The 14,125-nt window shown below is 64.9% G+C and carries 15 protein-coding genes; 11 read left to right on the top strand and 4 right to left on the bottom strand.

The genetic code is table 11. The features are described from left to right. The first annotated feature begins 104 nt into the window (after positions 1–104). Positions 105–1,010: a Tim44 domain-containing protein gene (locus THIMADRAFT_RS13060; RefSeq protein WP_007193523.1), complete on the top strand. Its 906-nt coding sequence runs from the start codon at positions 105–107 to the stop codon at positions 1,008–1,010. Positions 1,011–1,053: 43 nt separating this feature from the next. Here the strand turns inward: THIMADRAFT_RS13060 and THIMADRAFT_RS13055 are convergent, their stop codons facing one another. Continuing rightward, the gene (locus THIMADRAFT_RS13055) at positions 1,054–1,437 is read right to left on the bottom strand and encodes a hypothetical protein (RefSeq protein ID WP_007193522.1); all 384 of its coding nucleotides are present in this window, start codon (positions 1,435–1,437) and stop codon (positions 1,054–1,056) included. Positions 1,438–1,771: 334 nt separating this feature from the next. Here THIMADRAFT_RS13055 and THIMADRAFT_RS13050 point away from each other — a divergent pair, with 334 nt between their 5' ends. The 3 genes from THIMADRAFT_RS13050 to THIMADRAFT_RS13040 are packed head-to-tail and all read left to right on the top strand — an operon-like array spanning position 1,772 to position 5,954. After that, entirely contained in the window at positions 1,772–3,223 is a 1,452-nt protein-coding gene (locus THIMADRAFT_RS13050; RefSeq protein ID WP_007193521.1) for a glycosyltransferase family 2 protein, read from the top strand. A gap of 45 nt (positions 3,224–3,268) precedes the next feature. Beyond that, on the top strand, positions 3,269–4,612 hold the full coding sequence (locus THIMADRAFT_RS13045; RefSeq protein ID WP_007193520.1) for a hemolysin family protein: 1,344 nt from the start codon (positions 3,269–3,271) through the stop codon (positions 4,610–4,612). Further along, positions 4,605–5,954 carry a hemolysin family protein gene (locus THIMADRAFT_RS13040; RefSeq protein WP_007193519.1) on the top strand — a complete coding sequence of 450 codons (1,350 nt, stop codon included), beginning with the start codon at positions 4,605–4,607 and terminating at the stop codon, positions 5,952–5,954. Before THIMADRAFT_RS13045 ends, THIMADRAFT_RS13040 begins: the two co-directional genes overlap by 8 nt. A gap of 225 nt (positions 5,955–6,179) precedes the next feature. On the opposite strand, the gene THIMADRAFT_RS13035 is transcribed toward THIMADRAFT_RS13040, so the two are convergent. Continuing rightward, positions 6,180–7,763, bottom strand: coding sequence for a choice-of-anchor I family protein (locus THIMADRAFT_RS13035; RefSeq protein ID WP_007193518.1), 1,584 nt, complete (start codon positions 7,761–7,763; stop codon positions 6,180–6,182). Between the two features lie 244 nt (positions 7,764–8,007). On the opposite strand from THIMADRAFT_RS13035, the gene THIMADRAFT_RS13030 reads away from it, so the two are divergent. The 5 genes from THIMADRAFT_RS13030 (at position 8,008) to ureG (ending at position 11,683) form a co-directional block, all read left to right on the top strand. Beyond that, positions 8,008–8,604, top strand: coding sequence for a GNAT family N-acetyltransferase (locus THIMADRAFT_RS13030; RefSeq protein WP_007193517.1), 597 nt, complete (start codon positions 8,008–8,010; stop codon positions 8,602–8,604). 17 nt (positions 8,605–8,621) lie between these two features. Beyond that, positions 8,622–9,839 carry a phosphatase PAP2 family protein gene (locus tag THIMADRAFT_RS13025; RefSeq protein WP_007193516.1) on the top strand — a complete coding sequence of 406 codons (1,218 nt, stop codon included), beginning with the start codon at positions 8,622–8,624 and terminating at the stop codon, positions 9,837–9,839. 90 nt (positions 9,840–9,929) lie between these two features. Next, a complete protein-coding gene (gene ureE, locus THIMADRAFT_RS13020; RefSeq protein WP_040731428.1) occupies positions 9,930–10,388 on the top strand; it encodes an urease accessory protein UreE in 459 nt (152 codons plus the stop codon). Continuing rightward, positions 10,372–11,058 (top strand): urease accessory protein UreF, encoded by a 687-nt coding sequence (locus THIMADRAFT_RS13015; RefSeq protein ID WP_007193514.1) that lies wholly within the window; start codon positions 10,372–10,374, stop codon positions 11,056–11,058. The genes ureE and THIMADRAFT_RS13015 overlap by 17 nt, the downstream gene beginning before the upstream one ends. A 10-nt stretch (positions 11,059–11,068) precedes the next feature. Continuing rightward, positions 11,069–11,683, top strand: coding sequence for an urease accessory protein UreG (ureG, locus tag THIMADRAFT_RS13010; protein ID WP_007193513.1), 615 nt, complete (start codon positions 11,069–11,071; stop codon positions 11,681–11,683). Between the two features lie 172 nt (positions 11,684–11,855). Here the strand turns inward: ureG and moaE are convergent, their stop codons facing one another. Continuing rightward, positions 11,856–12,311 carry a molybdopterin synthase catalytic subunit MoaE gene (moaE, locus tag THIMADRAFT_RS13005; protein WP_007193512.1) on the bottom strand — a complete coding sequence of 152 codons (456 nt, stop codon included), beginning with the start codon at positions 12,309–12,311 and terminating at the stop codon, positions 11,856–11,858. A 239-nt stretch (positions 12,312–12,550) separates the two neighbouring features. Between moaE and THIMADRAFT_RS13000 the strand changes: the two genes are divergently transcribed. Together THIMADRAFT_RS13000 and THIMADRAFT_RS12995 are read left to right on the top strand one after the other, a co-directional pair. After that, positions 12,551–12,976 (top strand): hypothetical protein, encoded by a 426-nt coding sequence (locus THIMADRAFT_RS13000; RefSeq protein ID WP_007193511.1) that lies wholly within the window; start codon positions 12,551–12,553, stop codon positions 12,974–12,976. 49 nt (positions 12,977–13,025) lie between these two features. Beyond that, positions 13,026–13,280: a hypothetical protein gene (locus THIMADRAFT_RS12995; RefSeq protein ID WP_007193510.1), complete on the top strand. Its 255-nt coding sequence runs from the start codon at positions 13,026–13,028 to the stop codon at positions 13,278–13,280. A 40-nt stretch (positions 13,281–13,320) separates the two neighbouring features. Here the strand turns inward: THIMADRAFT_RS12995 and THIMADRAFT_RS12990 are convergent, their stop codons facing one another. Beyond that, positions 13,321–13,893 carry an NnrU family protein gene (locus tag THIMADRAFT_RS12990; RefSeq protein WP_007193509.1) on the bottom strand — a complete coding sequence of 191 codons (573 nt, stop codon included), beginning with the start codon at positions 13,891–13,893 and terminating at the stop codon, positions 13,321–13,323. Between the last annotated feature and the right edge of the window lie 232 nt (positions 13,894–14,125).

Raw genomic sequence — 14,125 nt, 5'->3', positions numbered from 1 at the left:
ACCAGCTCCGAATTGTTTTTCGCACGGCAACCCGGATCCTAAGGGGTTGCCGTCGAATTCCGACATCATCACGTCAACTCACCGACCGAGGAGTCCCGAATCCTATGAGATTCAAAACACTCATGACTGCGGCCGTCGCCATGATCGCGGTGGCCGTCCTATCCGTCCCGGCCGATGTCGAGGCCAAGCGCCTCGGCGGCGGCATGAACCTCGGCAAGCAGTCCAGCGGCATGCAACGCCAGGCCCAACCGGCCGCGCAGCGTCCGGCCCAGCCCAACACAGCGCAAGCCGCAGCCGGACAGCGCCCGGCAAGCGGTGCGAGCCGTTGGCTGGGACCCTTGGCCGGTCTCGCGGCCGGCGGTCTCCTGGCCTCCATGTTCTTCGGCGACGGCTTCGAGGGATTCCAGATCATGGACTTCCTGCTGATCGCGCTGCTTGCGGTCGGAGGTTTCATGCTGTTTCGCATGTGGAAGCGCAATCAGGCCAAACCGGCGATGGCCGCGGCCGGCGTGGGCGGCGGATTCCCGCAGTCTGGATCTTCGCCGGCCTACGAGCGCCGAGGACAGGCAGACAGCGGCATCCTGCACCCCGGCATGGGGGCTCAGGGCGGCCCGGTGGCCGGAGACAACCAGTCACCGAGCTGGTTCGACGGCGCCGGGTTCCTGGAGGGCTCGAAGTCGCACTTCATCAATCTTCAGTCGGCTTGGGACCAAGCCGACTTCGACGGCATCCGCGAATACATGACGCCCGAGCTCTTCGCGGATCTGCAGCGCGAGCGCCTCAAGACCGAAGGGAGCCAATCCACCGAGGTCGTGCGTTTGAATGCCGAGCTGATCGGGGTCCGTCGCGAGGGGGATCTGGTGGTGGCGAGCGTGCTCTTCTCCGGCCTGATCCGCGAGGACGAGAAGGGCGCCGCGGATGCCTTCAGCGAGATCTGGCATGTCCAGCATCGTTGGGACGGCGCCGAGGGCGACTGGCATATTGCCGGAATCCAGCAGGTCGAAGGCTGATCCTGTTGCCGCCCTGCGCCGCATGCGGCGCAGGGCGGCACTCTCACTTGGCTTGACCGATCGGTGCCCTGTCGTTCAACCACTCGCGTGCGATGGAAAGACTGACATCTACCGCGACCAAGCCGAGGATCAGGAACCCCGCGGCAAGAAGCCAGTAGAGCCTTCGCAACAGCCCCTGCACCCATCGGCGCCAGCCGCCCCCCGCCGCCGGCGCCATCGGGATTCGGGCAAACAGATCGATGAACACCACTCCCAGCACGGCCCACAGAAGAAGGACCAACGCGGGAAACAGAATCAGATCCCCTTTCGCCGCTTCGAACGCGACGAGCGAGATCCCCGCGGCCAATGCGCCGACCAGGGCAAGGCCCATTAGGACGGCGCGGGCCGGTGCGCAACGCACGGCGATGTGCTGCATGAGATCGAGCATGTCCGGTGCCTGGTCGATTGAAGGTAGGATAACCGCCTTATTTTATGTGGCCCGACGTGCTCGAATGCCTCCTTTTGTCGCCCGACGGGCTTTCGAGCACCGATCGAGAGACCCTTCGCGAGGCGGCTCTTGCCGCGCGATACGGCTGGCTCTATTCTGTTGCGCGTTCGGCCTGAGCCGCCGATCGGTCGGATGATCGGCGAACGATCCGAACACCCCGACCCGGATCGAAATGTCCTTGGCGGGGATATTAGACATCCGCTCGCCCCGTCCCCCTCGCCGCCGGCCGGCCAACCCGATCTTCAACCGTTCCAGATCCTACGGATATATCCCCATGCTCGCAGCGGAACCGATTGTCGAGCTGCTCCTGACGCTTGGCTTGATCCTCCTGGCGATATCGTCGCTCAACCTGCTCGGCTTGATGTTCGCGCGTCTCGTCACTCCGGCCCGACGTCTGCCCGGGGCACCGCACGCGCCCGCACAGCTGCCGAGCGTGCTGGTTCAGCTTCCGCTCTTCAATGAGGGCGAGCTGATCGACCGCGTCCTCGAGGCCGTCATGGCGCTGGATTGGCCGCGAGATCGCTTGCAGATCCAGGTGCTCGACGACAGCACCGATGCGTATTCGCTCTCGCTCAGCCAGAGGGCCGTCGCCAGACTGCGCCGGGAAGGTGTTCAGATCGAGCTCCTGCATCGGATCAAGCGCACCGCCTTCAAGGCCGGTGCGCTGGCGGCCGGCCTCGAGCGCTCGGATGCGGAGTTCGTTGCCATCTTCGACGCCGATTTTATGCCGTCGGCCGAGTTCCTGCGCAAGACCATCGATCCCTTGCTTGCGCAGCCCGATCTCGCCTACGTTCAGGCCCGCTGGGCACACAGCAACCGGGACGAAAGCCTGCTCACCCGCACGCAGGCGCGCCTGCTCGATTCGCACTTCCAGGTCGAGCAGGAGGCGCGCTGGCGGCTCGGTCTGCCGGTCCCCTTCAACGGGACCTGCGGTGTCTGGCGTCGCCGCGCAATCGATGATGCGGGCGGCTGGCAAGGCGACACGCTCACGGAGGATCTGGACCTGAGTCTGCGGGCACGCCTGCGCGGGTGGCGCTCCGGATTCATGAAGGATCTTCCTGTCCCCGGGGTGCTGCCCGTCTCCGTGCGCGCTTGGCGGACGCAACAGTTCCGCTGGACCAAGGGCTTCGCCCAGTGCTTCTTCAAGCTGCTGCCGACGATCTGGGCGAGTCCAGCGCTGCCGCGCTGGCAGAAACTCATGATCAGCTTTCAGCTCGGCCAACCCCTGGCATTCCTGATCGGCGCTGCCTGCGTGGTCTTGGGACTACCCTTCATCGCGGGCGCGGCGATCCCCGGCGAGGCACTGAGCCGAGTCGCGATCGTCACCTCGATGCTCGGCTTCGCAGCACCCATCGGTTTCCTGACGCTCGCCGGGATCCGCTCGGGTCCGCGCGCCACGGCGACCGAGGTTGCGGGTGCGCTCTTTCTGACGACCGGATTGCTTCTCTCCAACGCCCGCGCCGGTCTGGAGGCACTGCTTGGCTACCGCAGCCCCTTCGTGCGCACGCCGAAGGGCGCGGTTACGGCGGGTCCGAGCCGGATGGTGCGCTGGCCGAACGGCCTCCTGGAGCTGAGTGCCGGACTTGGCCTCTTGGGCTTCGCACTCTTGGAGGAGCCGGTCTCGGTCATCTACTTGGTCATGGTCATCGGCGGCCTGCTCGGCGTGGGGACATTGCAGTTCCTGGACGGCCGCGCTCTGTCGAAACAGACGAACGCCGGATCCTGAATCCATGCGCTCGGACCGGCATCCCTGCCCTGTAGGAGCCGCCCGATGAGCGTCTGGATGTTTCTCGTCGTCGGCCTTCTGATCCTGATCAATGCACTCTATGTCGCGGCCGAGTTCGCGATCGTGGGAGCGCGGGCCAGTCGCGTCGAGCACTTTGCCCGCCAGGGTCATCGGCTCGCCGCGGCACTCCTGCCCATCGTCAAGGATACGACGCGCCTGGATCGCTACATCGCCACCTGCCAGATCGGGATCACACTCTCCAGCCTGATCCTCGGCGCCTTCGGCCAGGCGACGATCGCCCTTGCGCTCGGTGCGCTTCTGGTTTCGGACTGGGGGATGGAAACGGTGGGCGCCTATGCCTTGTCGGCGACCATCGTGCTGGTGGTGTTGACATCGACCCAGGTCGTCCTCGGTGAGCTGATCCCCAAGACGGTGGCGCTCCAATATCCGGTCGGAACGGCCATATACACCTATCTGCCGATGCGCTGGTCCTTGGTCGTGTTCTACCCCTTCATCGGATTGCTCAACGGGAGCGGCAACCTGATTCTCAGGAGGCTCGGCATCGACCCGGAGGTCAGCCATCGGCATGTCCATTCTCCGGACGAGATCGAGCTGCTGATTCGCGAGAGCAGCGAAGGCGGGATGCTGGAGCCCAAGGCGAGCAAACGTCTGCGCGAGGTGCTGCGCCTCGGGCGACACACGGTGCGCCAGTTCATGGTCCCGCGGCGACAGATCGCGAGTCTGGATCTGGCCGCACCGCTCGACGAGCTTTTGGCCGAGATCGACGCATCGCCCTACACCCGCTTGGTGGTGCACCGTGGCGGGCTCGACAACGTGCGCGGCTTCATCCATGTGAAAGATCTGGCCATTGCGACGGCCGGCGGGCGCGAGATCGTCGCCTTGCAATCCTTGGTCCGCCCGCTTCTGGCGCTGCCGAACCGATTGACGCTCGATCGGGTGCTGGGCCAGATGCGTGACCGACGCGCCCGGATCGCACTGGTGGTGAGCGAATACGGCGACGTGGAGGGCCTCATCAGCCTAGAGGACATCGTGCGCGAGCTGATCGGCGAGCTGTCCGACGAGTTCAAGTCCAACAGCGAGCTCGCCCCCGAGCAGCTTGACGAGGACCGTTGGCGCCTGCCCGGACGCCTCCCCCTCGACGAAGCGATCGACTGGGCCCGCCCCTATACGGACCCGGCCGTCTGGGACACGAGTCACGCCGAGACGCTCGCCGGCTGGTTGTTGGAACAGCTCGGGACCATCCCGGAGACGGGCGAACGTCTCGACGTGTCCGGTCTTGCGTTCGAGATCGAGGCGATGGACGGACCGGCGATCGTGTCCGTCTTGATCCGGGTCGTCGGCGGCGCATCGGAGGACGGCCATGCATGAGCTCTGGATCGTCCTGATCGTCGTCATGGCCCTTGTGGCCCTCAATGGTCTCTTTGTCGCCGCGGAGTTCGCCATCATCGGCACCTCGCGCGCCGCGATGGCCGCGCGGGCGGAGGCGGGCGATGCACTCGCGCGGCGTATCGCCGGTATCCTCGACGACCCGGCGCGACTCGATCGCTATGTCGCCACCGCCCAGCTCGGCATCACCTTCGCGAGCCTGGGTCTGGGGATGTACGGTGAGCACACCCTGGCCGGGTTCTTCGAAGAATGGCTTCTTCTCGCGGGATTCCCCGACCCGGGCGCGCTCGTGACGGCGCACGGGCTCGCTGCGGTTCTGGCGATCACGGCAATCACCTATCTGCATATCGTCTTGGGCGAGATGGTCCCTAAGGCACTTGCGCTGACCCGGCCCATGACGATTGCCATGTGGGTCACACCGCCGATGTTGGTGATCGGCTTGATCCTCTTCCCTTTGGTCCGCCTGCTCAATCTGACCGGCAACCTCTTGCTTGGCCTGGTCGGTTTCAAGCGCGGACGCAGCGCAGCCCATTATCTGGGCCAGGACGAGCTGGAATCGCTCGCCCGCGAGAGCCAAGAGAGCGGCCTCTTGAGCGAGGAGAGCGGTCGGATCTTTCTCGAGCTTGCGGATTTCAGCGAGATCGCGGCCGTGCAGGCGATGGTGCCGCGGGTGCGCGCCAGCGGGATCCCGGTCGGCGCAACCGACGCTATGCTCCGCGAGATCCTGCATCGGCATCGCCATACCCGCTACCCGGTCTTCGAGGGCAGCCTCGACCAGATCATCGGCACCGTCCACATCAAGGATCTGATGGCTCTGCTGCGCGCCGGCACGGGACTGGATCCCGCAGTGGTCCGAGAGACCGCCTACCTGCCCGAAACGGCAACCTTGGACGATGTCCTGGCCGCGATGGACCGGGTGCATAACCAGATGATCGTCGTGATGGACGAGCACGGCGGGACCGCAGGCATCCTCACCATGGAAGACATCTGCGCCGAGGCCGTCGGGGATATCGAGGAGGGTGTCGAGGACGTCCCGGATGTCTTGCCGGTGGGCACGGGCTACCAGGTCCAGGGGACGGTGCGCCTGGATACACTCGGCGATCTGATCGGGCGCGAGCTCGAGCACCCAGAGATCGACACGGTCTCCGGGCTGATCCTGAGCGAGTTGGGCCGCCCGCCCGTGCTCGGGGATGCGGTCCGGTGGAACGGCCTGAACTTCGAGGTCAGCGGTCTCTTCGGCCGCGGTGTCCGCCAGGCCACTCTGACGTTGGAGAGACCGCACACCCCAAGTGACCGGAGTCGCGAGCTCGGCGCGGCGCCCTGATGCGAGGGCGCGCGGCGCTCGTCCCGCGGGTCAATTGGATGTCGGAGAACTGTCGGATGCACAGATGTGCCCCACTCGCACAGCTTCGCACCCTTATCGGTGGGCTGCGCTCTCGCTCGTTTGACCTACCGGCCCGTGTATTGCCGAGATGCGCGAATACATGCGGTGATCGTCGCCTGCGACGATCACCGTAGCTCTCGAGGCCGGGCCAAAAGACCCAGCGTCCTACCGCCAGACCCGCTCGATGCGGAACAGGGTTGTCGTGCCGCTCACCTCGTTGGCAACGACCAACAGGGGCACCCCGCGGATCGGGCTTTTCGACGCCTCGATCACCGTCAAACCCTCGGCGCCCAGATCGCCCGCCTCCGGCGTGCCCGGCTCTGCATTAAAGTCGCGGTTGTTGATGTACTCGACGAAGCTCGGCGCGAAGGGATTGGTGACGTCGTAGATCATGACACCGCCGATGCGCTCCAGGCCGATGAAGGCATAGGTGCGACCCCACAGCTTAGCCAGGGTCACGCCCTCGGGCTCCGGACCCTTGTTGTCGCTGCGGTTGTCGAATGTGTTCTCCTCGTGGTCCGAGTTGAAGAATTCCGGATAGGCGTCCGCGGTGTTGCGCTCGAAATCCGCACCGCTATCGTAGACCTGCTCCAGATCGGCGCTCCAGATCGAGAAGGAGCGGGCGCCGAACGCGTAGATCTCGTCGTGCAGCCCCGTCTTCGGATCGACACCCAGGGCCGTCGTGACGGTCAATCGGCCGAGATTCTCGTCCGCCTGCAGGACATCCGCATTGAGAAAGACCTCTGGATTCAGATCGATATTCTTGACGCGTGCGTCCTCGCTGAAGCCGTCATAGTCGCGCGCGTCTCCCTCGTTGGCGCTCACGATGTAGGTCCGTCCGCGGTGCTCGTACCTCGCGATCGCGTCCGGCTGATACATCCCCTTGACCGGCCAGTCGAGGATGTTGATCTCGCCGTCGCGGTCGCTGGCGTCCAGCTCGTTCCCCGCCACGCGGTGGTCTTTGAAGCCCAGGCCATGCACCGCGGTAAAGTCACCGGCCTTGATGTCCAGGACGGCGACGGCGTTGTTCTCCTGCAACGACACCCAAGCGGTCTTGGAGCCCTTGTCGACCGTGATGTACTCGGGCTCGAAGTCCTGTGCCACGCTTGCGTTCGGACCGAAGACCCGTATCGAGGGGTCGAGAGTCGCGTCGTTGAATGGGCGGAAATCGGCCGTTCGCACGTCATCCTGCGCGAGTCTGCGAATGTTGCGGGGCAGATCGATGATGCTGACCGAGCCCTCCGGATCGACCGTGTAGTCGTCGTTCGGCTCGCCCTCGTTGGCCACCAGCACCCGCCTGCCGTCCGGCGTGAAGGTCACCATGTCCGGCAGCGCACCGACCTCGACGGACGCGAGGATCTTCCCCTCGGCGTTGAAGAAGACCGCCTTGCCCGGATCCGTTTTGGGATCCGCTTCGACAGCGGCGACGATCAGCCCCTTGTGAACATCGACGCTGTTGACGACTCCGCCGAGGCTCACACTGAACAGGAGCTGCGGAGCCGCGGGGGTGCGAATGTCGAGCACGTCGACGTTGCCGCTCTGCGCGTTGACGACGAATAGGCGCTGCGTCCGGGGGTCGTGAGCCACGATCTCCGCCGCCGATTCGCCGGACACACCGGCGTCGTAGGTGCCGAGCGGCGTCATGGCGATTGTCGGCTGAGATGCGTGGGTGCCCGCGAGGGCCGGAGCGCCGATACCGAGCGCCAAGGCGCAGCCGGCGGTGAGTCGGGAGACGGTCTTAAACGACATGAGACGGAGATCCTGATCGGGTTAAAATTCCCGATTATGGGGATGAGGTATTACGGTCCCGCGACAACGGGATGACGGTTCTGCTGGCTGCGGAGGCGTGCCATGAACCCTTCATCAGGGTCGCCGCTCAAACATCCCCGCGTGCTCGGTATATGATGCCGCATCGAAGATGTCGCCAAGACCGGCACGCACGATTGCCGTCGCCGGAGCGGTCCGAACCAGAGAGGCGAAAAGAGGGTTCCCGATGTCCGAGTTGCATGTCGAGTGCCGCACCGGAGCGGATCTGATCGCCGACTTGCCGGCGCTCGCGCGCCTACGCATCCGTGTCTTCCGTGAGTACCCCTATCTCTACGCGGGCGACGCGGAATACGAAGAGTGCTATCTGCGGACCTATGCCGAGGCACCGGACGGACTCGTCGTACTGGTGCGCGACGGCGCTCGGGTGGTGGGTGCCTCGAGCGCGCTGCCGCTTGCAGCCGAGACGCCGAACGTGATCGAGCCCTTCACGACGCACGGCTATGCGCCCGAGCGGGTGTTCTACTACGGTGAATCGGTCCTGCTGCCGGAGTACCGAGGGCTAGGGCTCGGCCGGCGCTTTTTCGACGAGCGCGAGGCCCACGCCCGCAGGCTCGGCCGATTCGACTTCGCCTGTTTCTGCGCCGTGGAGCGACCCGCGGATCACCCGCGACGTCCGGCTGATTATCGCCCGCTCGACGGTCTTTGGGCGAAACAGGGATTCGTGAAACAACCGCAGTTGCGCACGACCTTCTCTTGGCGCGATCTCGACGAGGCCGAGGAGACACCCAAGCCGATGGTGTTCTGGCTGAAGCGCCTCGATTGAGACATCGGAAAGGGCCCATGTCGCAAACCACCGCATCGCGCCGGGATTGGCTCCCGCAAGGCATCGCACTGCTGCTGATCGCCTTGCTCGGCACCCTCCCCTTTTGGCTGACCGATCTGGACATTCAGGCCGCCGCGCTCTTTTATCATCCGGAGGCGGACGACCCTTGGTACGAGGCCCAAGCACCGCTGTGGTCGTTCCTTTATGTCGCCTCGCCGCTCCTGACCGGCTTCGTCATGCTCGGCGGGCTGCTCGTGCTCGGCGCCGGGGCGGTTTGGCAGTCCTTCAGGCGGCTGCGTTGTTACGCGATCCTATTGATCGTCGCGACCATCCTGGGCCCCGGCCTCATCGTCAACGGTGTCTTCAAGGACAACTGGGGGCGGCCTCGACCGCACCAGATCGAGCAGCTCGGCGGGACCCGCGACTACGTTCCTCCGCTTGCGGTCTCCCGCGAGGGCGACGGAAAGTCATTCCCCTGCGGACACAGCTCGATCGGCTACATGCTCGGCGTCTTCTTCATCATCTGGCGCAGACGCAGGCCGGCGCTCGCCTGGACGGCGCTGGCCGGCTCGCTCGTCTTCGGCACCCTGCTCGGGATCGGGCGCATGGCGGCGGGCGATCACTTCGTCTCGGACGTGATCTGGTCCGGGGTCATCGCCTACGGGATTGCCTGGGGACTCTATTATTTCGTCCTGCGCATCCCGCGACGAGAGGCCGCGGAGGCCGCGTCACCACCCTCCCCCATGCCCGAGCTGCGGCGCCCGAAGGTCACGGCGACGGTGTATGCGCTCGTCGCAACCCTGATGATCGGGGCCATGTTGTTGGCGACACCGCTGAAGAACGTCCAGATTCAATGGGTCCGGCCGGGCGATTTCGATCCGCCGCCCGAGGTCTTGCGCCTGGTCGCCGATCAGGCTTACGTGATCCTCTTCTGGCCGGGCGGTGCACACCGCACGGCCGAGATGCGCTTGGAGGCGCGCGGATTCGGGCTGCCCTGGAGCAAGGTCGAGTCCGAATTGACCAACGACGGTCGGATGCTGACCTATCGGATCAGCCATCAAGGGATCTTCACGGAGAAGGACACCAAGGTCGTCATGGGGATCGTCGCGAACGATTGGGATCGGGTCGAGGTCCGGATCGACTCTGGCGACATCCGGGTCCATCCATCGCAGGATCCGCTTCCCGAGCTTGACGTGCAGACCGGCGACGGCGCCGTGATCCGGGTCGACCCCTGATCGACGACATCCGCGTACCGATCGACAGCCACCTGCGAGGAACGCAGTCTTAACCACAACCGGGGCGAAGCCGTGCCGCAATCCGAACCCTTGATCCGCTTCATCCGCACGACCGCCGCGGACATCCCCGCGGACGTGACACTCACGCTCACGTTGGAGCAGCGTACTCGCTGTCGGCTGCGCGTCATGCTCGACGACGGTCGGGAGGCAGGACTCTTCCTGCCCCGCGGAACCCTTCTGCATCACGGGGACGCACTGATCGCCGAGGACGGCCTGGTCGCACGCGTCATTGCCGCATCGGAGCATCTTTCGCGTGTCGAAAGCGCGGACCCTTTGCTGCTCGCGCGCGCCTGTTATCACCTCGGCAACCGACATGTGCCTCTGCAGATCGAGCCCGGGCGCCTCAGCTATCGACAGGATCAGGTCCTCGACGAGATGGTGCGCGGTCTCGGACTCGAGGTCAGGCTCGTGGACGCAGGCTTCGAGCCGGAGTCCGGTGCTTACGGCGGTCAGGGTGCGGATCAGACCGGCCATGCACACGAGCACTGAGCACGCCCTGCGCCTGTTGCGCCTGATGCACTTGGTCAGCCCGTCGCTGCCGGTCGGCGGTTTCACCTATTCGCAAGGCATCGAATGGGCGGTCGAGAACGGTTGGATTCGCGACGCCGACGACCTGGAGGCATGGATGGCGGACCAGGTCGGCAGCAGCCTTCCGTACCTGGACCTCCCGCTGTTGCTGCGGATGCAGACAGCGACGCTCGAGCGCGATCGAGCGATGATGTCCGATTGGGTGGACAGCCTCTTGGCCGCTCGGGAGACGGCCGAGCTGCGGCGCGAGGAGTCGGACCGCGGACGCGCGCTCGCCGATCTGATCATCGCGTGGGGGCTGGAGGACGCGCTCGCGTGGAAACCGCAGCTCGCCCGAAGTCAGACCGCCGGCTTCGCCTTCGCCGCGGCTTCATGGCGAATCGAGCCGCGCGATGCAGCGACGGGCTATACGTGGAGCTGGCTCGAGAATCTCGTTCTGGCCGGGATCAAGCTCGTACCCTTGGGTCAGACACGCGGCCAACAGACGCTCGCGCGCCTCGCAACGCTCATCCCGAGTGCGGTCGACGCTGCCCTGGCGGTTACGGATGATGAGATCGGCGCATCGACCCCGGCCCTGGCGATCGCGAGCTCCGCTCACGAGACCCAATACACCCGCTTGTTTCGTTCCTGAAGGAGATACCATGGTCGATTCATCACCCCTGCGCGTCGGGGTCGGCGGTCCCGTCGGCTCCGGGAAGACGGCGCTGCTGGATGCGCTCTGCAAGGCGCTGCGCGAGCGCTATCAGTTGGCGGTGGTCACCAACGACATCTACACCCGCGAAGACGCGGAGTTCCTGATCCGCTCGCAAGCCTTGGACGCCGAGCGCATCGTCGGCGTGGAGACCGGCGGATGCCCGCATACCGCCATTCGCGAAGACGCCTCGATGAACCTGGCCGCGGTGGAGGATCTGCAGATCCGCTTCCCGGATCTCGATCTCGTCTTCATCGAAAGCGGCGGCGACAACCTCGCCGCCACCTTCAGCCCCGAGCTTGCGGATCTGACCCTCTATGTCATCGACGTGGCCGAGGGCGAGAAGATCCCGCGCAAGGGCGGACCCGGCATCACCCGCTCGGATCTCCTGGTCATCAACAAGATCGATCTGGCGCCTTACGTGGGGGCATCGCTGGAGGTCATGGAGCGCGACTCCAAACGCATGCGCGGGGAGCGGCCGTTCGTCTTCACGAATCTGCGCACCGGCGAGGGACTCGATAGGATCCTCGACTTCATCGAGCATCAAGGGATGCTCGGGGCTTAAACCGCGCCCCGCGCGATACGCGATGTTTTTGGATGGGATCGGCCCCGGCAGCCTTGACGGCCACTGGAGTCTGCGCGGTTTAAGATTATAAAAAATAGATCATTTTAGACCGCATCCCGGCTTAGGGCCGTGGATGCACCAAACGTCGAGCTCACTCGAACCAGTCGGTCGATCACTCCGCCCAGCGCCGCGCTGCTGCATCGTCCGTCACACGTGCATCGACCCAACGCTCGCCCTCCGATGTCTGCTCCTTCTTCCAGAAGGGCGCGCGGGTCTTGAGGGAGTCGATCAGAAACTCGCAGGCACGAAAGGCCTCGCCGCGGTGCCGACTGCTGACACCCACGAACACGATCGGGTCCTGCGGTCTCAGCTCGCCGACACGATGCAGGATGCTGATGTCCTCCAGGTCCCAGCGTTGCGCGGCCTCCTCGGCAATGGCGCCGAGCGCCTTCTCGGTCATCCCCGGATAGTGCTCCAGGGTCATGGCGACCACCTCGGCGCCTTCGTTGAAGTCGCGCATCAAGCCGACAAAGGTCACCACGGCGCCGACCCGAGGCTTGTCGCGGGAGAGAATTTTTTGCTCCTCCGCACTGTCGAAGAGGTCGTGTTGAACTCGAATGCGCTGCATGTTCGGTTGCTCCGACGCGGGTCTCCGGGCCTCGGCCTCGGCCTGTCCGGTCCGCTCGGCAGAGGAGTCAAGGGGATCCTATACTTTTGGACGCAAGCGCTTGGCCTCGGGTCTCGACGGCTCTCGCTTCGATCTCGTCGTCAATTGCCCGCCGAGGGAGCGCCGCTCGGGGCGAATCACGCCCGATGTCGTCATCCAAATCCCTGTTTCGGTCGACCATACACCAAGAGGACACGACGATGAACTGGAAAGAGCAACTCGACAAAGCGGTTGCGGCGGTCAAAGAGGCCGCCACCAGCGAGAACGCACGAGAAATCGCGGGCAAGGCAAGAGCGGCTGCCGTGAGTTTGGTGGAGAAGGTCAAGACCGGGGCGGTCGACGCGGCCGGTACCTTCGTCGAGGCCAATCGCGATCCCTCGGCACTGTCGGTGCGCTTCCTGAACGCGGACCTGACCGTCCTCTCGCCCGCGGAGGGGATCTCGATCACCAGACCGGATGCAGCGACGCTCGTGGTCGACGACGGCTCCGGCAATGGCCTCGTCATCAACGCGGCGGCCGATCCCGCCTATGTTGCCGAGACCATTGGAACCGTCTCCAGGCTGAGCGGCAATACCTTCGACTTGGGTCAGGAAGACGGTATCAACGTCGTCGTGACCAAATTCTGAGCGGTCCGCATCACGAGGCGCCGCGGCGCCTCGCGATGATCACTCGACGATGCCTCCGCTCATCTCGCAAATCGCCGGGTGGCCCCAACGCGTCATCGACTGGCTCTGTAGCGGTCGAGCCGACTATGCCGCCTTCCAAAGGCGCAAGGCCACATCCGCACACCGAGCAGGGCGCACGCTCTGCCTGCTCGTCTGGAGCGGTGCCGCAATCCTGATGCTGCTATGCCCGAGCCCGGGCTGTGTCGCGACCTTCGTCTTGATCGCCACATTCGTGAGCTTCACGCTCCTGGACGAGAGGTCTTGAGCGGCCTTGTGGAAAAAACCGTCGTGCGTTTGGAGACCGCTCAACCGATCGGTGCGACCCCCATCAGGAGCTTGTGCAGCCAGAACATGAAGAGCAGATAGAGCCCGATGCCGCCGATAATCGCGATGGCGTCGTTCACCTGGCTCGGCGGTGCCCCGTAGACGGTCGGGGTCGCGCGCCGCTTGAGCGAGATCCGGTCGGCAACCGCCCAGGCAAGGAAGGCTCCGAACAGCAGGATATCGGCGGCCGTGCCGTTCGCGAGCAGGTGCGCCGTCGCCCAGATCTTCACCGCGAGCAACATCGGATGCTTGGTCGCGGACTGGATCCGACCCGGCAGATAGGCGGCGAGCAGCAGCGGAAAAACGGGCAACATCAACAAGAGGCTGATATGCCGCATCCAGACCGGCGGCTCGTAGATGACGATCGGGGAGAGACGGGCGGCCCCGTATCCCGAGACGACCAAATAAAACCCGACCAGGGCGACGAGCCCATACACGGCCTTCCACGGAATCTCGCCGAATCGCGCGACCAGATCGGTGCGCCATTGGCTGTTGATGATGGATACCGAATGAATTCCGAGAAACAGGATCAAACCGAGGACGAGTACTGCCATCCGAGGATTCCTCCAAACGCATTGAAAAGTCCGACGCCTCGAGCTGCGCCCAGCGTAATCTGCACCGTTGCCGTGAAGTAGAGACCCCGCCTCGCGCAGGGTCGAGAGCGCCGCGACCGACGCGGGTTAAGCCCGCTCCCGACTGCGATCGCTCGAGAACGCGACCCGAAATCCGAAAAAAGCCATTCAGATCACGTCTCGCCGTCATTGTAGATCGCGACACGCTCAATCC

This window comes from Thiocapsa marina 5811, from assembly GCF_000223985.1.
Taxonomy (GTDB): domain Bacteria; phylum Pseudomonadota; class Gammaproteobacteria; order Chromatiales; family Chromatiaceae; genus Thiocapsa; species Thiocapsa marina.
Note: the sequence above shows the minus strand (reverse complement) of the source record. Positions and strands in the feature narration are given on the sequence as shown.